Annotated in this window: 18 protein-coding genes; 5 read left to right on the forward strand and 13 right to left on the reverse strand. The window is 72.0% G+C overall.

The annotated features are described in order from the left end of the window. The 4 genes from ABZ215_RS30280 to ABZ215_RS30295 all read right to left on the reverse strand — a co-directional run. Positions 1-424, reverse strand: a 424-nt coding sequence (locus tag ABZ215_RS30280; RefSeq protein WP_354953443.1) for a nuclear transport factor 2 family protein, incomplete at its 3' end; no start/stop codon positions are given. Between the two features lie 11 nt (positions 425-435). Then, entirely contained in the window at positions 436-1,020 is a 585-nt protein-coding gene (locus ABZ215_RS30285; RefSeq protein ID WP_354953445.1) for an NAD(P)H-dependent oxidoreductase, read from the reverse strand. A gap of 150 nt (positions 1,021-1,170) precedes the next feature. Then, the gene (locus ABZ215_RS30290; protein ID WP_354953447.1) at positions 1,171-1,656 is read right to left on the reverse strand and encodes a hypothetical protein; all 486 of its coding nucleotides are present in this window, start codon (positions 1,654-1,656) and stop codon (positions 1,171-1,173) included. A gap of 99 nt (positions 1,657-1,755) precedes the next feature. Continuing rightward, a complete protein-coding gene (locus ABZ215_RS30295) occupies positions 1,756-2,688 on the reverse strand; it encodes a LysR substrate-binding domain-containing protein (RefSeq protein ID WP_354953449.1) in 933 nt (310 codons plus the stop codon). Positions 2,689-2,898: 210 nt separating this feature from the next. Between ABZ215_RS30295 and ABZ215_RS30300 the strand changes: the two genes are divergently transcribed. Together ABZ215_RS30300 and ABZ215_RS30305 are read left to right on the forward strand one after the other, a co-directional pair. Next, complete coding sequence (locus ABZ215_RS30300) at positions 2,899-4,293, forward strand: Dyp-type peroxidase (protein WP_354953451.1); 1,395 nt, start codon at positions 2,899-2,901, stop codon at positions 4,291-4,293. Between the two features lie 90 nt (positions 4,294-4,383). Then, on the forward strand, positions 4,384-5,169 hold the full coding sequence (locus ABZ215_RS30305) for a DeoR/GlpR family DNA-binding transcription regulator (protein ID WP_020421763.1): 786 nt from the start codon (positions 4,384-4,386) through the stop codon (positions 5,167-5,169). Between the two features lie 274 nt (positions 5,170-5,443). Here the strand turns inward: ABZ215_RS30305 and ABZ215_RS30310 are convergent, their stop codons facing one another. Then, on the reverse strand, positions 5,444-6,916 hold the full coding sequence (locus tag ABZ215_RS30310) for a cobyric acid synthase (protein ID WP_354953453.1): 1,473 nt from the start codon (positions 6,914-6,916) through the stop codon (positions 5,444-5,446). After that, a complete protein-coding gene (locus tag ABZ215_RS30315; RefSeq protein WP_354953455.1) occupies positions 6,913-7,842 on the reverse strand; it encodes a cobalamin biosynthesis protein in 930 nt (309 codons plus the stop codon). Before ABZ215_RS30315 ends, ABZ215_RS30310 begins: the two co-directional genes overlap by 4 nt. 36 nt (positions 7,843-7,878) lie before the next feature. Here ABZ215_RS30315 and cobU point away from each other — a divergent pair, with 36 nt between their 5' ends. From cobU to ABZ215_RS30330, 3 genes are all read left to right on the forward strand, one after another. Beyond that, the gene (gene cobU, locus ABZ215_RS30320; RefSeq protein ID WP_017984381.1) at positions 7,879-8,499 is read left to right on the forward strand and encodes a bifunctional adenosylcobinamide kinase/adenosylcobinamide-phosphate guanylyltransferase; all 621 of its coding nucleotides are present in this window, start codon (positions 7,879-7,881) and stop codon (positions 8,497-8,499) included. Beyond that, positions 8,496-9,521 (forward strand): nicotinate-nucleotide--dimethylbenzimidazole phosphoribosyltransferase, encoded by a 1,026-nt coding sequence (cobT, locus tag ABZ215_RS30325; RefSeq protein WP_020423527.1) that lies wholly within the window; start codon positions 8,496-8,498, stop codon positions 9,519-9,521. The genes cobU and cobT overlap by 4 nt, the downstream gene beginning before the upstream one ends. 99 nt (positions 9,522-9,620) lie before the next feature. Next, positions 9,621-10,373, forward strand: coding sequence for an adenosylcobinamide-GDP ribazoletransferase (locus ABZ215_RS30330; RefSeq protein ID WP_354953457.1), 753 nt, complete (start codon positions 9,621-9,623; stop codon positions 10,371-10,373). Positions 10,374-11,382: 1,009 nt separating this feature from the next. On the opposite strand, the gene ABZ215_RS30335 is transcribed toward ABZ215_RS30330, so the two are convergent. From ABZ215_RS30335 to ABZ215_RS30365, 7 genes are all read right to left on the reverse strand, one after another. Beyond that, positions 11,383-13,059 carry a hypothetical protein gene (locus ABZ215_RS30335; RefSeq protein WP_354953459.1) on the reverse strand — a complete coding sequence of 559 codons (1,677 nt, stop codon included), beginning with the start codon at positions 13,057-13,059 and terminating at the stop codon, positions 11,383-11,385. Between the two features lie 230 nt (positions 13,060-13,289). Beyond that, the gene (locus ABZ215_RS30340; RefSeq protein ID WP_354953461.1) at positions 13,290-14,123 is read right to left on the reverse strand and encodes a hypothetical protein; all 834 of its coding nucleotides are present in this window, start codon (positions 14,121-14,123) and stop codon (positions 13,290-13,292) included. A 108-nt stretch (positions 14,124-14,231) separates the two neighbouring features. Further along, the gene (locus ABZ215_RS30345) at positions 14,232-14,900 is read right to left on the reverse strand and encodes a Crp/Fnr family transcriptional regulator (RefSeq protein ID WP_027936439.1); all 669 of its coding nucleotides are present in this window, start codon (positions 14,898-14,900) and stop codon (positions 14,232-14,234) included. A gap of 48 nt (positions 14,901-14,948) precedes the next feature. Next, entirely contained in the window at positions 14,949-15,968 is a 1,020-nt protein-coding gene (gene cobC, locus ABZ215_RS30350; protein ID WP_354953463.1) for an Rv2231c family pyridoxal phosphate-dependent protein CobC, read from the reverse strand. Continuing rightward, entirely contained in the window at positions 15,961-17,295 is a 1,335-nt protein-coding gene (locus ABZ215_RS30355; protein WP_354953465.1) for a cobyrinate a,c-diamide synthase, read from the reverse strand. Before ABZ215_RS30355 ends, cobC begins: the two co-directional genes overlap by 8 nt. Then, positions 17,289-17,903 carry a cob(I)yrinic acid a,c-diamide adenosyltransferase gene (gene cobO / locus ABZ215_RS30360; RefSeq protein ID WP_020421889.1) on the reverse strand — a complete coding sequence of 205 codons (615 nt, stop codon included), beginning with the start codon at positions 17,901-17,903 and terminating at the stop codon, positions 17,289-17,291. Before cobO ends, ABZ215_RS30355 begins: the two co-directional genes overlap by 7 nt. Further along, positions 17,903-19,846: a putative cobaltochelatase gene (locus ABZ215_RS30365; RefSeq protein ID WP_354953467.1), complete on the reverse strand. Its 1,944-nt coding sequence runs from the start codon at positions 19,844-19,846 to the stop codon at positions 17,903-17,905. The genes cobO and ABZ215_RS30365 overlap by 1 nt, the downstream gene beginning before the upstream one ends. Positions 19,847-19,851: the final 5 nt, after the last annotated feature.

Raw genomic sequence — 19,851 nt, forward strand, 5'->3', positions numbered from 1 at the left:
CGCTGGAGACGTCCAGCGGCACGGAGACCTGGTCGTGGGCGATCAACCAGGCGCCGTCGACCTTTCGCATGCCGTAGGTGACCCGGACCCACATCCCGTTCGCCGTCACCCCGCTCGGCAGCGTGCCGTGCAGGCGAGCGAAGGCATACCCGTACGCCACCTCGTCGCCCACGGTGAAGGTCAGGTCGCGAATCTCGTAGGTCACGGTCTCGAAGAACCGGAACACCCGCGCCCAGTTCTCGAGTTTCGCCGCGATTCCGGCGTGCTGGAGTGGCGGCTCGATGTCGAAGGACACGACGTCTTCGGTGTACAGCTGCCGCAGGGCCTCCATGTCCTTGGCCCGCAACGCTTCGGCCACCTTGCCGATCTGCTCGCGAATCTCGGCTTCATCGCGCTGGGTTCGGAACCCGTTGGCCGTAGTCATGATTCGTCCCCTCAAGACTGGGCGGAAATGGTTTCGGCGGTGGCCCGCAGGGGCGCCATGGCGGTGCTCCAGGCGATGAGCTGATCCAGGGTCTTGCCCAGGGTGGCGACGTGGTGGTCGCGTGGCGTGAAGGTGGTGTGGTTCTCGAAATCGGTGAGCACCGAGATCGCGACCTGGTAACCCACGTCGGCCATGCCGAGCGTGCTGCAGACCGTCCGCAGCTGCACCACCGCGCGGGCGCCGCCGTTGGCGCCGTAGGAGACGAAGCCGACCGCCTTGTCGGTCCATTCGGCGAAAGCGTGGTCGAGTGCGTTCTTCAGCACTCCGGGCATCCCGCCGTTGTACTCCGGGGTCACCACCACGAAGCCGTCGAACGGAGCGATCCGCTCGGCCCAAGCGCGGGTGTGGGCGTGGACCGACGGGCCGAACATCGGCGGCATCGGCTCGTCCAGGTGCGGCAGCGGGTGGTCGCGCAGATCGATCAGTTCGAATTCGGCGTCGTCGCGCTGTGAGGCCGTGTCCAGGACCCACTGGGCGATCTGCGCGCCGTTGCGGTTGGGGCGGGTGCTGCCGAGGATGATGCCGATTCTGGTCATTTTCCGAAAACTCCTGTCGTGCATCGCGAGTGTGCTGATCTTCCGACGACGTGGCCGGCCGGAACGTCAGGCCGGCCCGGTCAGGCGAGGTCGTGGGGGGAGCCAGGCGCGCAGGTTCACCGGGGACCGAGATGAACCCGATCCCTGTGGTCATCGCGTTGCGGAATGGATGATTTCGGCTCGCATCCGCTCGTCCGGCGTCGCGATGTCCCACACCCGGACGGTGCCCTGCGCATCGCGGTAGGCGCCGGTGCCGCCGGTGATGGCCATGTCGAGCGGGCTCTCGCCGGTGACCCAGAGCGATTGCGCGGTCAGCGATCCCTGCTCGAGCCTCGCCGTGAGCACGCACTGCGTGGTGATCTTGGTGCCGTCGAGGTGGACGATCTGGCACGAACCCCCGCCTTGCCCCACCCTGCGGCCGTCCTTGAGCAGCCAGCCGGAATACACGTAGAGATCACCCAGACTGGCGCCGGCCGGCGGCAGGTCGGGGGCCGCGTACTGGTCGTTCTCGACCGCGAGTTCCAGGATTTCGGTAGGGGCCGGCCGGCTCGCCGTGCTGGTCTCCGCCCCGTAGGCGCTGAGCGCGCCGCCGGCCAGCAGCGCCCCCGCGACCACCACGACGAAGCTCTTCCGCAACGGTTTCCTCGAGTACATGGTTTCTTCCTCGTCTCCGGATTTCGACCGAACACCGAGAAAGTTATGACGCCGAGGACATCTTGACTAAGACCAATATCGCTATGGCGTTATAGCCGCCGGGGTATGCGGCCCGCCGGACATCCAGTTCCAGCCGATGATCGTGTCGCGCAACCCGCGGGCGGCGGGCGAGAGGTGGTTGCCGGCGCCCCAGTACAGGGTGAGCGTGCGGCGGCAGTCCGGGGCGTCGACGGCGATCCAGGCGGCCGAGTCGCTGGGGAACGAGCGTTTGGCGAGGTCGGGGACGAGGCCGACGCCGAGGCCCGCCTTGATGAGTTCCGCGATGGCGCCCAGCTCGTCGCCCTCGCAGACGATCTTCGGGGTGAGGTCGCGGGCCGCGAAGAGCCGATCGAGCAGCCGGCGATGCCAGTGCCCCTTGCGAGCGGCGATGAAGGGTTCGCCGGCGAGTTGTTCGATGGTCACCGAGGTCCGGCCCGCCAGCGGGTGATCGAGCGGAGTGGCCAGCCAGATGACCTCGTCCAGCAGCGGGACGGCTTCCAGCCCTTCGGTGGAGATCGGCTGGGAGGCGGCGCAGAGGTCGACGTCGTGAGCCAGGAGGCGGCGGGCCATCTCCGCGGCGGGCGTCTGGCGGAGTTCGACTTCCACGCCGGGATGAGCCCGCTTGAAGGCCGTGAGCGGCCCGATGAAGGTGAGGAAGGTTTCCGAGGCCAGTCGCGCGGTGCCGAAGCTCCCGCTGGTGGCCTCGGCGACGGCTCGGCGCCCTGCTTCGAGTTCGCCGAGCGCGCGTTCGACGTAGTCGCGAAAGAGCCTTCCGGTGTCGTTCAGCCGGAGCCGCCCGGCCCGATCGAACAGGGGCGTGCGCAGCTCGCTCTCCAGGCGGGCGATGGTGCGGCTCAGTGACGGCTGGGCGACGCGCAGCTCGTCGGCCGCGTGGCTGAGGTGTTCCAGTCGCGCCACCACGAGGAACTGCCTGAGCGAGTTCAGGTCCATCGCACGCCGTACCTTCCCGAGCATGACCGCATGTCAATACTGATCTCAGGCACGATAGCCCACCGGCTATAGCGCCACCGGTCCGTTCGCCCCCTGAGCCGATCGGGTGAAAACCCGCCCATTTCGTACTTGGCAGCCACTCAGCGCGACTTAGGGGCAGGTGACGGCGCCGCACACGACAGGGGCCTCGCGGCGCCGCCACCGTCACTGGGGTAAAGCCAAGAGGGGGCGTACATGCCTGTCGACCTGTCCACCACGCTGTCCTGGAAGTCCGCCACCGGCGAAGCGGCCACCATGCTCGACGAGCTGCAGCCGAACATCCTGAAGGCGCACGTCCGGGACCGCCTCACCGTGCTGTTCCTCGGCTTCGGCGACGCCGCCGAAGCCCGCACCTTCCTGAACGGCCTGTCCGGGCTGATGAAGTCCGCGCGGACCCACCTGCAGGAGGTCGAGGCGCACAAGCTCACGAAGGCGGGCGGCACGCCCTACCTGGGCGTCGGCCTGACCGCGCACGGCTACGCGACGCTCGGCGTCACCGCGCCTGCCGACCCGTCGTTCACCGCGGGCGCGAAGGCGGCGGTCGAGAAGCTCGCCGACCCGGCCGTCACCGAGTGGGAGGGCCACTACCAGCAGACGATCGACGCCGTGCTCCTCCTCGGCGACGCGACCGCCGGTCCGGTCCGCACCCTGCGCCGCCAGGTCGAGGCGCTGCGCCCGGCGTCGGTCACCGTGGTGGGCGAGGAGTCCGGGCTCGGGCTCGCCAACGCCAACGGCGACGGGATCGAGCACTTCGGTTACGTCGACGGGCGCAGCCAGCCGCTGTTCCTCACCGAGGACGTCGACGCGGAGCGGGACACCACCGACGGCGTCAACGACTGGGACCCGTCGGCGCCGCTGGAGCAGGTCCTCGTGCCCGACCCGGCCGCGCCGGACCCGACCGTCCACTTCGGAAGCTACTTCGTGTTCCGCAAGCTGGAGCAGAACGTCCGGCTGTTCAAGGAGGCCGAGCGCGACCTCGCGCACGACCTCGGGCTGCGCGGCGAGGACCGGGAGCGGGCAGGCGCGATGCTGATCGGCCGGTTCGAGGACGGCACGCCGCTGACCGTGCAGAGCGCGCCCGGCTCGCACCACCCGGTCGGCAACGACTTCAGCTACGACAGCGACAAGCTGGGCCAGAAGTGCCCGTTCCACGCGCACATCCGCAAGACCAACCCGCGGGGTTCGGGCGGGGCGGAGGCGCCGGAGGAGGAGCGCAAGCACCTGATGGCCCGGCGCGGCCAGACCTACGGCCGCCGCCACGACGACCCGAACGCGGACCTGCCGCCGCGCCTGCGCCCGGCGAAGGACGTCGGCCTGCTGTTCATGGCCTTCAACTCGAACCTGGGCAACCAGTTCGAGTTCACGCAGCAGATCTGGGCGAACAACCCCGCGTTCCCGTTCCCGCCGGACGGTTCGCATCCGGGTCTCGACCCGGTCATCGGGCAGGGCGCGCGGGCACCGCAGAAATACGCGCCGGAATGGGGCCACAACAACGTGGCCGAGGCGACCGATCCCATTCCGCAGGCGGTCACGATGAAGGGCGGCGAGTATTTCTTCATGCCGTCGCTTGCCTTCCTGCGGAGTCTGTGAGTGAAATTCCGACAGCCCGCCGGATTTCCTCCGGCGGGCTGTTGCCGTGATCGGGTTTCCAAGGCGCGCGCGAGGCGGTATTACTGATGCGTGGACAGGCATGAGCGGCTGAACACGCTGCTCGAAATGATCGGCGAGCAGGGCCGGGTCGAGGTGGACCAGGCGGCGGCGAAACTGAACGTCTCCCCTGCCACGATCCGGCGCGACCTCGATCATTTGGCAGGCCGCCAATTGCTCACCAGAGCCCGGGGCGGCGCCGTGGCCGGCAACGTCGCCTACAACCTCCCCGGCCGCAACCACGCCGACCGGCACGCGGTGGAAAAGCGCCGCATCGCCGAGGCCGCGGCCCGGCTGGTGAATCGCGGAATGGTGATCGGGTTCAACGGGGGCACCACCACGACCGAGGTCAGCAGGGCGATCGCCAGCCGTCCGGATTTCAACGACCGCGGCAGTTCCCCGGCGCTGACCGTGGTGACGAACGCGGTGAACATCGCGCACGAGCTGACCGTGCGGCAGAGCATCCGGCTGGTCAGCACCGGCGGGGTGGCGCGGCCGCAGTCGTTCGAGCTGACCGGGCACCTGGCGGGGATGGTGCTGGAGGAGGTCAGCCTCGACCTGGCGTTCATCGGCGTGGACGCCGTCGACCCGCTGCGGGGAGCCTACGCGCACCACGAATCCGAGGCGGCGATCAACAAGCTGCTGGCACACCGCGCGAAGAAGGTCGTGGTGGTGACCGACAGCTCGAAACTGGGAGCCTACGCATTCGCCCGCATCTGCCCGACGCTCGACATCGACCTGCTGATCACCGATTCAGCCGCCGAGCCGAGCCTGGTGTCGGCCTTCGAACTCGAAGGCGTGCGGGTGACGCTCGTCTGAGCTGTAACCGGCCCGCGCTCAGCCAACGGCACCGCCCGGCAGGCCGTGCCACGGTCAGCCGCAGCCAGCGCTCGACCACATCCGCCCAGCCCAACCGCGGCGCCAGCCCCGCAGGCGAGCGCCACGCTCACCCCCACCAGGCGGCGCCTCCGGCGCACCACGCTCACCCCGCGCCGGGCAGCCCGCCCGGCAGCCCGCGCCCCGGTCAACCACAGCCGCCCAACCCACATCCCCGACCCAACCCAGCGCCAGCACCCAAAGGCGAGCCCCACCCTCACCCCACTCGGGGCAACCCCTCCGGCGCACCACACTCAATCAGCCGCAGCAGGGCGTCCGTGTCCAGGCGCTCCTCGACGGCGTCCGCGAGCCGGTCCAGCATCGATTCCCGCAGGGTGGCGAAACCGGGTGCCCCCGGCGCCGGTGACCACGCCACCCCGGCCTGCGCCGCCACCTCGCCCAGCCACGCCCGGCGGAAGCCGTCGTTGTCCAGGGTGCCGTGCCACGTCGTGCCCCACACCGCACCGCGCCGCCAGCCGTCCAGGAACGGTTCGGCCTCCCCGGTCGGCGTCGCGCTGCCGTGGTGGATCTCGTAGGCCTCGACCTCGTGCCCGCGCCACCGCGCGACCGGCCTGCCGAGCACCTTCTCCACACTGAACGCCACCCGCGTCGGCAGCAGACCCAGCCCCGGCACCGTCCCGGCACCGGACTCGACATCGTCCACAATGGTCTCCGCCAGCATCTGGTAACCGCCGCAGATGCCCAGCACCGGCCGTCCGGCGGCGGCCCGCGCGGCCAGCGCCGGCTCCAGCCCGCGCTCCCGCAACCACCGCAGATCCCCCACCGTCGCGCGGGTTCCGGGCAGCACCACCAGGTCCGCGGCCCGCACGGTGTCCGGGTCCGCGGTCAGTGTGACCGTCACGCCCGGCTCGGCGGCGAGCGCGTCCACATCGGTCGCGTTCGACGCGCGCGGGAACCGCACCACCGCCACCCGAAGGCCACCGGTGACCTGCTGCTCGTGCCGCCAGCCCGCCACGGCGAGCGCGTCCTCCGAGTCGATCCACACCCCGTCCAGCCAGGGCAGCACCCCCAGCACCGGCCGGTGCGTCAGCTCCGCGATCCGGTCCAGGCCCGGCCGCAGCAACGACTCGTCACCGCGGAACTTGTTCACCACCCAGCCGGCGAGCAGCGCCTGGTCCGCGGGCTCCAGCAACGCGACCGTGCCGTACATCGCGGCCAGCACGCCACCGCGATCGATGTCGCCGACCACCACGACCGGCAGCCCGAACCGCCGCGCCAGCCCCATGTTCACGTAGTCGCCCTGCCGCAGGTTGATTTCGGCGGGGCTGCCCGCGCCCTCGCACACCACGACGTCGAACCGCGTGCGCAACTCGTCGAAGGCGTCGAAGGCGATGCGTGCCAGCTCACGGCGGCCGGTGGCGAACTCGCCTGCTTCCAGCGTCCCGAACGGCTTGCCGAGCGCGATGACGTGGCTGCGCCGGTCGCTGCCCGGTTTCAGCAGCACCGGGTTCATCGCGGCCTCCGGCTCCACCCCGGCCGCGACCGCCTGCAACCACTGCGCCCGCCCGATCTCCGCGCCGTCGGCGCAGACCATCGAGTTGTTCGACATGTTCTGCGCCTTGAACGGCGCCACCCGCAGCCCGCGGCGCGCGAGCCACCGGCAGATGCCCGCGGTGACCAGGCTCTTCCCGGCGTCCGAAGTGGTCCCGGCGACCAGCAGACCCCTCATCGCGCCACCGCCGCGGCCAGCGCGAGCGCCGCCAGCCCGACCGCGCGGGACAACCGGACGGCGCGGCGCAGGTCGGCAGCGTCCGGCGCCGGGCCGTCGCCGAGCGCGCCCCGGTCCTCGACCCGGCCGGCGTAGGTGTTGACCCCGCCCAGCCGCACGCCGAGCGCGCCCGCGAAGGCCGCCTCGATCTGCCCGGCGTTCGGGCTCGGGTGCTGTGCGGCATCGCGCCGCCACACCGCCACCGACCGGCCGGGGCGGCCGCCCACAACCCGCGCACAGGCGGCGGTGGCGAGCGCGCCGAGGCGGGCGGGCAGCAGGTTGGCGAGGTCGTCACCGCGCGCGGCGGCCCAGCCGAACCGCTCGAAACGGGGCGTGCGGTGCCCGACCATCGCGTCGAGGGTGTTGAGCGCCCGGTAGCCGAGCAGCCCGGGCACCCCGGCCACCGCGCCCCACACCAGCGGCGCGACGACGGCGTCGCTGGTGTTCTCGGCGATCGACTCGGTCGCGGCCCTGGCCAGGCCCTTTTCGTCCAGTTCGGAGGCGTCGCGGCCGCACAGGTGCCCCAGCCGCTGCCGCGCCGCGGGCACGTCACCCGACTCGAGCCGGACGGCCATCGCCTCCCCTTCCGCCGCCAGGCCCCGTCCGCCGAGGACGGTCCACGTGGCGAGCGCCGTCACCGCGACGCGGGCGAACGGCCGCCGGGCGGCGGCCTGGGCGAGCGCGCCGAGTCCCGCCGCCGCACCGACGCAGGTCGCGGCGTATGCGGCGCCGCGCGCCCGCGAGTCCGCCCAGACGCGCCGCTCCAGCGCCTTCGCCGCGCGCCCGAACAGGGCGACCGGATGCCCGCGGCGCGGATCACCGAAGGCCGCGTCCAGCGCGTAACCGGCCACGAGGCCGACCGCGGTCAACGATCTTGCATACACCACACACGGGACGGTAGCCCGTGCACGACAATGCCGGGTATGACCAAGCTGACCCAGCGGCTGGCCGCCTCATTGGAGGCCGCCGCCCGGCTGCTCCGCCGGTACGGGGACGACGAGGCGAAGGTGCTGGTCCTGGGCGGGGTCCGCTCGGGCAAGTCGCGCCACGCCGAGCGTCTGATGGCCCGCCATCCCGAAGTCGTCTACGTCGCGCCCGGCCCGGTGCCCACCGGCGACGACCCCGAATGGGCGGCGCGGATCGCGCTGCACCAGGCCCGCAGACCGGCGAACTGGCGCACGGTCGAAACCGGCGACCTCGCCACGACGGTGCGGAAGGCGTCGCGGCCGCTGCTGATCGACTGCCTCGGCACCTGGGTCACGCGGGTGCTCGGCGACGTCGGCGCGTGGGACGCGAAGAACGGCTGGGAACTGCGGCTGGACGAGCGGATGGAGGAGTTCCTCGAGGCGTGGCGGATCGCGCACGTGCCGATCGTGGCGGTGACCAACGAGGTCGGCATGGGTGTGGTGCCCGCGACAGCCTCCGGGCGGCTGTTCCGTGATGTGCTGGGTGCGCTCAACGACCGCGTCGCGGCCCAGGCGGACAGCGTCCAGCTGGTGGTGGCGGGGCGCGTCCTGCACCTCGACGAAAGGGCTCGGCTGTGACCCGCTTCGACATTCCCGCGCCGGACGCCGCTGCGCACGCCGCCGCGCTGGAACGACTGGACGCGCTGGTCAAACCCGTCGGCGCGCTGGGGCGGCTGGAGGAGCTCGCGGCGTGGCTGTGCGCCGCGTCCGGGCAGGTCCCGCCGCCGCCGATCGAGCGGCCGCGGGTGGTCGTGTTCGCCGGGGACCACGGGGTGAGCCGGCTGTCGGCGTACCCGCGTGAGGTGACCGCGGCGATGGTGCGGGTGTTCCTGGCTGGCAAGAGCGGGGTGAACGTGCTGGCCCGCGAGGTCGGCGCGGGGGTCCGGGTGCTGGACATCGCGGTCGACGACGACCTGTCCGACGTGCCCGCCGAGGTGCGGGCGTGGAAGGTCCGGCGCGGGTCGGGGTCGATCGAGGCCGAGGACGCGCTGGAGCCGGGCGAGGCCGCTCGGGCGTTCGAGGCCGGCCGCCGGGTCGCCGACGCCGAGGTGGACGACGGCGCGGACCTGCTCATCCCCGGTGACATGGGGATCGGCAACACCGCGGTGGCGGCGGCACTGGTCGCCGCGGCGCTCGGGGTGCCTGCCGAAGAGGTCGTCGGCACCGGGACCGGTGTGGACGAGGCCGGGCGCGCGCGGAAGGTCGCGGTGGTGCGGGCCGCGGTGGAGCGGGCCGGGGAGCGGGTGTCGGACCCGTTCGAGCTGCTCACGGCGCTGGGCAGCGCGTGTGCTGCCGCGACGGCCGGTTTCCTGGTGCAGGGCGCGGTCCGCGGGGTGCCGGTGGTGCTGGACGGGGTGTTCTCCGCCGCCGCGGCCGTGGTGGCCGCGGAGATCGCGCCCGAGGCGGTGCGGTGGTGGCTGGCCGGGCACCGGTCGACGGAGCCGTCGCAGGCGGTCGCGTTGAAGGCGCTCGGGCTGACGCCGATCGTCGACCTGGGCCTGCGGCTGGGCGAGGGCAGCGGAGCGGTCCAGGCGATCCCGACGCTGCGCGCGGCGCGGGCGATCATCGCGGACATGGGTCTGCTGGCCGACCTTGGCTGAGGGGTTCGATCCGGGCCGCGGAGGTGGAGCCGCGGTGGGGTTTCCCGCACCGCGCACCATCGACCGGCGGGCAGCCGCCTCCACACGAGGGGCACCACCATGCTGACCGACGCACTGCGCATGGCACTCGGCACCCTCACCGCCCTCCCAGTCCCCGCACCGCGCACCATCGACCGGCGCGTGGCGGGCGGCGCGATGCTCCTGGCACCGGTGGCGGCCGTGCCGCTCGCCGTGCTGGCCGGGCTCGTCGTCCTCGCGGGGGGTGCGCTCGGGCTGCCCGCGATCGCCGTGGCGGGGCTCGCGGTCGGCGCGGTCGGCCTCGCCAGCCGGGGGCTGCACCTCGACGGCCTCGCCGACACCGCGGACGGCCTCGGCGCGTCCTTCGACCGCGAGCGCGCCCTGGAAATCATGCGCCGCGGCGATTCCGGACCCACCGGGGTCGCCACGCTGGTCCTCGTGCTGATCGTCCAGTGTGGAGCTCTCAGCGGCGCGATCTCCGCCGGGCACGGGGTCACGGCCGCCGCCGCCGGCACGCTCGTGAGCCGGTGGGTGCTCGCCCTGTGCTGCACCCGCGGCATCCCCTCGGCCCGACCCGAGGGACTCGGCGCCACTGTCGCGGGCAGCATCCATCCGCTGTGGACGGTCGCAACCCTGTGCGCCGCCGCCGGTCTCGCCACCCTCGCTCCCGGAATGGACTGGTGGCGCGGCCCGCTAGCGGTCACCGTCGCCTTCGCCGCGGCCGGGGCCGTGTTGTGGCGCTGCACCGCCCGGCTGGGGGGCATCACCGGAGACGTGCTCGGCGCGTGCGTGGAGATCGCGGCCGCCGCGGTGTGGCTAGCGCTCGCGCCGTAGCGCGGAACATGATCACACAACGAGGTGACATTGCCGTGGCCGTCGTCATCGTCGTCGTGCCGCAACGCATCGCCAAGGTCCGTCCTCCCCGACGTGACGAGCAGACGCGCTAGCCGATCCTTGAGCAACTCACGCTGCGGCTCGTCGTCGGCCGCGGGATACACCGCCTGGACGAACCGGTCGGCGAGCTCGACCGGCGAGCTGGGACGATCCGCCGGTTCAGCGGCGAAGTGCCGCTGCGCGGCTTCCGAAACCGCCGGTTCCGCGTCCGCCGCGTAGGACGCGAAGAACGGAGACACCGTGGATTCGTGAGCTGCGGAGGACAACAGCGCGAACGTCCCCCGAAGTCGTACAGCCTCCTCGACGCGGTCCTTGTGCTGCGCCAGCCACCAGATCAGGGCGTTGCTGGGGGTCGCGAGAGCGTCGTCGCGCAAGTAGGCCCGCAACGCCTTTTCCAGCGCGAGCTCGTCCTCCCACTGCCGGACCTTCTTCCTCAGTTCGACGCGGCGGTCCACGAGCTCGCGATCCGCGTCGGACAACACCAGCGTCACTTGCGCTGCCCACGCCCAACGTGACCCCGAGTCGCCCGCTGCCTGCGCCAGTGCGGCGGCGAGGTCCTGTTGCGCTTGGGCCAGATCCTCCGGTTGATAGCGCCCGGCCAGTTCGCTCGCACGGTCACGCACGTTCTGGACCGCCCAGCTCGCGACGTCCGGTCCGCCCGTGCCGGGGACGAACTGGTAGTGCACCTGAGCTGAGAAAAAGAAGTAGTAGTCCCGGTCGGCTGATCGGAGTCGTTCTCCGCTCACCGGGCACTCGCCGTTGATCGGCTGCGGCGGCACGGGCGGCGCGAACTGCGGCTGCGGTCGCGGTCGAGTCGCGGCGATCGCAGCCCCGATGATGACGAAAAGCACCACGACCACAACGAGCGCGACCCACCCGCCGAGCAGTGCGGACACGATCAGGGCCGCCGCGATCCCGAGTCCGATCGCCACCACTGTCCGGTTGTTCATCACTTCGCCTCCGAAATCGGCTCGTCGTCCCACAAATCAGTCACACCCTGTTGTTCGTCGAGGCCACGTCGAAGCCTGGTGAGCACCGGCATCCCACCTTCGTGACGGGAAGCCCACTCCCGGACGACGACGAACAGCCGGCTCGCTCGCACCGGGTCCGCGCCGGCAGCAGCGGTGAGGATGTCCAGCAACTCCGGACGCCCACCGAAGGCCGCCTCGGCCAGCCACGGCTCGGCCAGGTGGGACCACCCTCGGGCATCGCGTTCGTCCAGGATCGCGCGCCAGCAGTCGCTCAGACGGGCGTGCGTCCACCGGTTCCCGTCGGCTCGGCCGGGCGCGCACAGAACGGCGAAGAGGTCGTGGTCGATCTTGTTCGTCCTGGCCAGAACGGCCAGGATCCGCCGATACATCCGCCCGTCGCTCGCGAGACGGATCAGGACCTCGCGAGCGGTGGCCGAGACGGCCGGAGCGGGATGCAGGGTCAGCAGCCTCAGCCGCACCACCGCCATGTCCGGCTGGGTGTGCACCAGCACCTGCTCGCACACCGCGAGCACCACGTGCGCGAGCCGCGCGGGCAAGGAGGGATCCAGTGCCCACTCGCGCAGTTGCTTGCGCGCCTCTCGTCCGCAGTGCCGATCCACGACTGCACGGGCGAGCAGCCGGTAAGCCAGTACCCGTACTTCGTTCCTTGGCTGGGTGGCCCAGGCTCGCGCCGTTGCGAGGAGCGCCCGCACGTCGTGACTGCGCAGCAACTGATCGCCGAGCCGGTCACCGATCAGCCCCCGTTCCGTCTCGGTCAGGTCCGGCGAGACGGCGACTTCCGACAGCCACCGTCCGAGGTCCTGGTGAAGGCCGGCGTATTCGTCCCACAACCGGCCGAGCACCGCCTCGGCGTAACCGATCCGAGCGAACACCACTCGCCGGTCGTCCACCTCGGCCCCGATGCGGCCGAGTCGCGCGACCACGCCGTCCGACTCGAGCCAGTGCTGTTCGGCGGCCGGGAACTCGACCAGCTCGAGCAGCCTGCGCTCGGCCGACGCCACCGCGTCGATCCGCGCCTCCGCCATAGCGGCGGCGGCAAGCAACAACGCACGCTGTCGTCCTTCCGGTTGCTTTTCCAGAAGCCGTTCCAGTTCTCCCGGGTAACCTCGAATCGCTTCGACCGCGGCGGCCAGCCAGCCCCGCGGACCGCCCTGGTCCTGTTCGCTCTCCTCGACGACCAGCTGTCCCACACGCATCAGCTCGCTCATCGAGGCTCCCTCGAGAACCCCCCGGAGCGGGCCGTCGACCTGTTCCGCTCGGAGCTGGATCCCGGCTTGTGCAAGGTGCTTGAGCACGACCCGCAGGGCGTCCGGTCGCTCCAGCCGCACGACCCGCCGCCGCAGATCGTCGTGGAGCCAGTCCTCCTGCTCCCGGCCGATCACCAACGCCAGTCGAGCCCGGTTCCGCACCACCGCATCGGCCAGCGACCGCAGCTCACCCTCACGAGCGGAGAACTCCCAGCGGTGCAGGGCGGAGAAGTTGACCAGGAGCCGGTCCCCGGTTTCGACGTCGCCGAGTGGAACGTCGATCCCCGCCTCGGTCTCCACCTCCTGGATCTCTCGCACCACATCGTCTTCGGGACACAAGAGCATCCGGGCCGCGGTTTCCCTGCCCGAGCCCGCCCGCCCGCTCACGACGACGAGGCCGCCGTCCGCGACAGGCACCGCCCTGTCGAACCCGGGAGGCGGCTCGAACCTGCTCCGCAACCAGTGGAGGTCATCGGCGGTGACCGGCCTGCGTGTGGCCGGCACCGGGTCCTCCCGCACCTGCCCGAGCAATTGGTAGTAGTGGTGGATCTGGTCCCCGCTGCCGGTGTGCACCGGGCCGGCCACGTCGGCGATCTCGGTCCGGTTCGTGGGGGTGCTCACCGGTCACGCCTGTCGAAGGACTGGTGGATCCCGCCGGTGTTGCGGCCGACGATGTTCTGCGTTTCCCCGTTGAACTGGTTGCCGGAGCCGCTGTGCAACGGACCGCTCGCGTGGTGGATCACCGTCGAGTTCGTCGCGGTCTCCGGCCGGCCGTCCGGGTCCTCGGCCGCCTCGACCTCGTTCCGGAAACCGCGGTCGAGGAGGTCGCCGGAGGGCTTGGGCACGCGCAGGTAGGCGGCACCGCGGTAGGTCTTCTGACTGACCGGAACCCGGACGTACAAAGCCTCGTCCTCCCCCGTGTAGCCGGTCGCGACCGCGTCGGCGAACGCTCGCTCCGAGACGATCGCCGCCACGCAGGTCGGTTTGCCCGAACGACTCAGCAGGTCGCGGACCGGCTCCGAGTCGAGCAGCCGGTGGTTCTCCACCCGCGACTCCCCGCTCCCGTCGGAGATACCGCGGCCCGAGTCCGTCATCGGGCCCACGTTGACGCTGACGCGCATCCGCAGCGGCTCTTCGCCAGCCGGACGCCAACCGACCGTGTTGCGGTACTCCAGCTCCTCCTGCAGCGCGGGCAGGAACGGGTTGAGCAGGAACGGCAGCATCTCGGCGCGGAAGCCCGCGACGTAACCGTCGCCCGTCGTCGATCGGTACCTGTGCTCCTGCCACAGCCCGGACAACCCGGCCCGCTGGAACGCCTGCTCGAGGATTTCCGGCACGGCCTCGGTCAGCTCGGCGTGGAACCTGCCGCGCCTGCCACTGAAGTTCTTGATGTCGACCACCAGCAGAGCCCGGTACGGAGGTAGTGCTTCGACGTGATCGTGCTTGTCCATCGTGATCGCCTTCCTGCCTGCGCTCCTGGTGCGAGGCACTGGCAAGACGATCCGCGAGGCGCGGTCCGGGAATTGTCCGATGGCAGACAAACTCCGCAGTGACTGCCGTCACAGTCCAGCACTGTCCGCCAGTTTGTCGAGATCCGCCACCAGGAGCCGCCGACCGAGACCGAGAGCCCCCGATGCGCGGAGGACCGAGATCTGTTCGGCCACGGTGCTTCGGGACAGCCCGAGCGCACGAGCGAGCGCCTCCTGCGAGAACGGCACCTGCATCCGCTCCGGATCACCTGGATCGGCCAGCGCGACCAGTTCCAGGATGAGCCTTGCCAGACGGCGCTGGGCGCTGAAGTGCACCAACTGCATCTGGTAGGGGACCGTTTCGGACAGTTTGGCCAGCAGGTAATCGGTGAATTGGCTGTCCGCACAGTTCCGGCGGAGGAACTCGCGGAACACCTCGGCGGTGAGGACTTGCACGGTGCAGCGGTCGATCGCCTGCACGCTCGCCGTCCTCGCGACCTGTGGAACACCGGCGATCTCGCCGACCAGGTCACCAGCCGCACGTAGCGAGACGAGGAGTTCCGCCCCCTCCTCGTCGTGCCCGGTGACCTTCACACGTCCCCGCAGGAGGACCAGCACCCATCCTCCTGGATCGCCCTGGCGCAGCAGGAAGGATCCGGCCGGGTAGCTGCGGGTGACGCCATGGGCGACGAGACCGCCCCAGAGTTGTTCTCCGATCAGAGCCCGGAAGCCCCGCCGGACGTTCGGCGATAGCACCACCCGTACCTACCGCTTCGCCGGCCGCCGTCAGCGCATGTTGAACAGAGTTCACCCGTTCAGCCGAGACCGTAGCGCGTCCAGGAAGGAGTCGGTCACCTCGCGGTCCCGCACGGCGATCCGCAGCCAATCTCCGTCCAAGCCGGGGAATGTGTCGCCTCGGCGGACGGCGTATCCGGCCGCTCTCAGGCGCAGCCGCAGGTTCGCCGCGTCCGGGATGCGCACCAGCACGAACGGGCCGCGTGGCTCGCCGGCCACTTCGACTCCCAGGGAGCGCAGACCGGCGACCAGGTAGTCCCGGTCCTGCTCCGCCCGCACCGCCAGCTTGTCCGCCTCGTCCAGCGCCGACGGTCGCATGCAGGCCACCACGGCGCGCGCGGCGAGCGTCGACACCGACCACGGCGGCTGCACGGCCCGCAGGGCGTCCACAAGCGACGGTTCGGCCAGGACGTAACCCGCGCGCAGGCCCGCGATCCCCCACGTCTTCGTCAGGCTGCGGATCACCACCACACCCGGAAGCCGTTCCCCCGCCAGGCTTTCCGGCTCGCCGGGCACCGCGTCCAGGAAGGCCTCGTCGACCACCAGCACCCGGCCCGGGCGCACCAGCGCACGCAACGTCGCGGCCGGGTGCAGCACGGACGTCGGGTTGGTGGGGTTGCCGACGAACACCAGATCCGCGTCCGCGGGCACCGGTCCGAGGGTGAAACCGTCCGAAGCGGACAGCACGACCCGGTCCACCTCGTGGCCCGCCACGCGCAGGGCCGCCTCCGGCTCGGTGAACTGCGGGTGCACGACCACCGCGTGTCGCGGCCGCAACGCGTTGGCCAGCAACGTGAACGCCTCCGCCGCGCCCGCCGTCACCAGCACGTCCGACACGTCCCGGCCGTGCCGCGCCGCGACCGCCTCGGCAGCCGCGTCCGCCGAGGGATACGCGGCCAGGTCGTCCAGCGCCGCGGCCAGCTCCGCCCGCAGCCACGCCGGCGGCGACGGCAGCCGGACGTTCACCGCCAGGTCCACCAGGCCGTCCCCGACCTCGCGATCCCCGTGGTGGTGCAGGTCGTAGTCAGCCACGCGCGTGCACCGCCGCCGCGAACCGGTGCGCCAGCGCGGGGTGCCCGGCCCAGTGGACGTGCAGGTACGACGCGTGCAGCGTGGACGAGGCGAAGCCTTCGGCGACACCGTCCCACTCCCACGCCGGCACCGTGCCCGCCCGCGGCGTCACCACGGTCCGGTGGAACTCGTGCCCCGTCACCCGCTCCCCGGCGCGAGCCAGCAGGTGATCGACCGGCGCTGACGCCGTCCGGTACCCCAGCGCGCCCCGCTTGGTCATCACCGCCGAGGCGTCCAGCGCCCCCACCATCGGCAGCCCGTCCAGCTCCCGGCACAGGTACAGCAACCCGGCGCACTCGGCCACCACCGGTATCCCGCTCCGGATCGCCCCGGCCAGCTCCTCGCGCAGCGGCGCGTTCGCCGACAGGTCCTCGACGTGCACCTCCGGGAACCCGCCCCCGAAGTACAACCCGGCGCACCCCTCGGGAAGCGCCTTGTCGTGCAACGGATCCAGGTCGACGACGTCCACACCGGACGCCGCGAGCAACTCCACCGTCTCGGTGTACCGGAACGTGAACGCAGGCCCCGCGGCCGCCGCCACCACCCGGCGCGGCCCCGAATACGACCCGCTCGGCTCCCACGCCGGGGCGGTCAGAGCCGGAGCCGACCGCGCCACCCGCACGATCGCTTCCAGGTCCACCCCGTCGGCCACCCACGCGGCCAGCTTCGGCAGCAGCTCCCGGGACTCGGCGTCCCGTTCCGCGGCCGGCACCAGACCGAGGTGCCTGCTCGGCGCGTGGATGTCGTCGCTGCGCCGCAACGCGCCCAGCACGGGAATCCCGGTGCGCACCAGGGCCGCCCGGATCTCCTCCTCGTGCCGCGGCGACCCCAGCTTGTTGAGGATGACGCCCGCGATCTCCACGCCCGGCTCGTACCGCGCGAACCCGAGCACCATCGCCGCGACGCTGCGGCTCGCCGCCGACGCGTCCACCACGAGCACCACCGGCGCGCCCAGCAGCCGCGCGACGTGCGCCGTCGACGCGTAGCCCTCGGTGCCGAGCTGCCCGTCGAACAGGCCCATCACGCCTTCGATCACCGCGATGTCCGCGCCCGCGGAACCGTGCCGCAGCAACGGCACGAGCAGGGATTCGCCCTGCAGGAACGGATCGAGGTTGCGTGGCGGCCGTCCCGTCGCCAGCGAGTGGTAGCCGGGGTCGATGAAGTCCGGCCCGACCTTGTGCCCGGACACCGCCAGCCCGCGCGCCCGCAACGCGGCCATCAGCCCGGTCGCGATCGTCGTCTTGCCGTGCCCGGACGCGGGCGCGGCGATGACGACGCGGTTCACCATTCGATGCCCCGCTGGCCCTTTTGCCCGGCGTCCATCGGGTGTTTGACCTTCGTCATGTGCGTCACCAGGTCGGCGGCCTCGATCAGCTCCTCGGGCGCGTTGCGGCCGGTGATCACCACGTGCTGGCGGCCCGGCCGGTCACGCAGCGCGGCGACCACCTCGGCGGTGTCGATCCAGCCCCAGTGCAGCGGGTAGGTGAACTCGTCGAGCACGTAGAAGTCGTGGCGCTCCTCGGCGAGGCGGCGCTTGATCTCCGCCCAGCCCTCACGCGCGTTGGCGGCGTGGTCCTCGTCCGACCCCTGCTTGCGTGACCAGCTCCAGCCCTCGCCCATCTTGTGCCACTCGACCGGCCCGCCCTGGCCGCTGCTCTCGTGCAGGGCGCCCAGCGCGCGGAAGGCGTTCTCCTCGCCCACCTTCCACTTCGCCGACTTGACGAACTGGAACACGCCGATCGACCAGCCCTGGTTCCACGCGCGCAGCGCCATCCCGAACGCGGCGGTGGACTTGCCCTTCATCTCGCCGGTGTGCACGGCGAGCAGCGGCCGGTTGCGGCGCTGGCGGGTGGTGAGGCCGTCGTCCGGCACGACCAGCGGTTTCCCCTGCGGCATCAGGCAGCCCTCCTGCGCACCTCGGTGGCCAGCGTGTCGGCGGCGACCTCGCCCAGCGGCACGTGTTCGCCGCCCAGCCGCGCGGCCAGTTCCGCCGCGAGCCCGAGCCGCATGCGCCCGGTCTCGCAGTCCATCACCACGGACGCGATGCCCGCCCCCGCCAGCATTTCCGCGGCCTGCTGCGAGCGCGCGACCGCGTCCGCGCCACTGGTGGCCCGGCCGTCGGTGACCACCACGAGCAGCGGACGACGGCGCGGGTCCCGGACCGCCTCGACCCGCAGCACGCGCGCGGCCTCCAGAAGTCCTTCCGCGAGCGGCGTCCGCCCGCCCGTCGGCAAGCCCTCCAGGCGCGCGGCGGCGGCCTCGACGCTGATCGTCGGCGGCAGCGCCAGCTCGGCGGCACCGGCCCGGAACGTCACCAGCCCGACCTTGTCCCGCCGCTGGTAGGCGTCCAGCAGCAGGGACAGAACGGCGGCCTTCACCTCCCGCATCCGCGACTTCGCGCCCATCGAGCCGGACGCGTCGACGCAGAACAACACGAGGTTGCCCTCGCGCCCCTCACGCAGCGCGAACCGCAGGTCGCTGGGCCGCAGCACCAGGCCGGCGCCGTCGCGGCCGCGGGAGCGCTGGTGCGGCGCGGCCGCCCGCACGGTCGCCACCAGGTGCGGCCGCCCCTCGCGCGTGCCGGGGGGCCGGACGCCGATGGTCCGGCCGGCGTCGGTCACCGCGCGGGACCGCTTGCCGTGCGCGCCCTCACCCATACCGGCGACGCTGAACATCCTCGCCCGGTACGGCTTTCCGGCGCCGACGGACTGCTGCTCGCTCCCGCCGCCGCCCGGTTCGCCACCGCTGTCGTTCTGCTGTCCCTGCGGGGTTTCAGCCGGGGCGTCGGAACCCGAGCCGGGGCCGTCGTCGTCCGGCGGGCCGGGGTCCTCCGGCGGCTCGGCGTCGCGCAATGCCTGTTCGAGCTGCTCCTCGTCGATCCCGGGCGCGTCGAACGGGTTGCGGCGGCGCCGGTGCGGCAACGCGAGCCGTGCCGCCACGCGGATGTCCTCTGTGGACACCTCGGTGCGCCCGCTCCACGCGGCGTGCGCGACCGCGGTGCGGGCGGTGACGATGTCCGCGCGCATCCCGTCCACCTCGAACGCCGCACACACCTCGGCGATCTGCCGCAACGCTTCGTCGCTCAGCTCGACCGACGGCAGGAGCTTCTGCGCCGCGGCGATCTCGGCCGCGAGCTGGGCGTCGGTGTCCTCGTACCGCGCGGCGAACGAGTCCGGATCCGCCTCGTAGGCGAGCCGGCGGCGGATCACCTCGGCGCGCTGCTCCGGATCGCGGCTCGCGGCGACCTCGACGGTCAGCCCGAACCGGTCGAGCAGCTGCGGCCGCAGCTCGCCCTCCTCCGGGTTCATGGTGCCGATCAACACGAACCGCGCCGCGTGCGACACCGAGACGCCCTCGCGCTCGACGGTCGCGCGGCCCATCGCCGCCGCGTCGAGCAGCGTGTCGACCAGGTGGTCGTGCAGCAGGTTGACCTCGTCGACGTAGAGCAGGCCGCGGTGCGCGGCGGCGAGCAGGCCGGGCTGGAAGTCGGTGACGCCCTCGGTGAGCGCGCGTTCCAGGTTGAGCGAGCCGATCACGCGGTCCTCGGCCGCGCCGACCGGCAGCTCGACCAGCCGGGCGGGACGGCGCAGCGCACGGGTGTCGTGCGGCGCGTCGGGGCAGTCCGGGTCGGGCGCGGCGGGGTCGCAGGAGAACCGGCAGCCCTCGACGACGTCGACCTCGGGCAGCAGACCGGCCAGCGCGCGCACCATCGTCGACTTCGCGGTGCCCTTCTCGCCACGCACCAGCACGCCGCCGATGGCCGGGGAGATCGCCGAGAGCACCAGTCCGAGCCGGAGGTCCGGCATCCCGACGACGGCGGTGAACGGATACGGCCTCAAGCGAA

Source organism: Amycolatopsis sp. NPDC006131 (genome assembly GCF_040614175.1).
GTDB lineage: Bacteria > Actinomycetota > Actinomycetes > Mycobacteriales > Pseudonocardiaceae > Amycolatopsis_E > Amycolatopsis_E tucumanensis.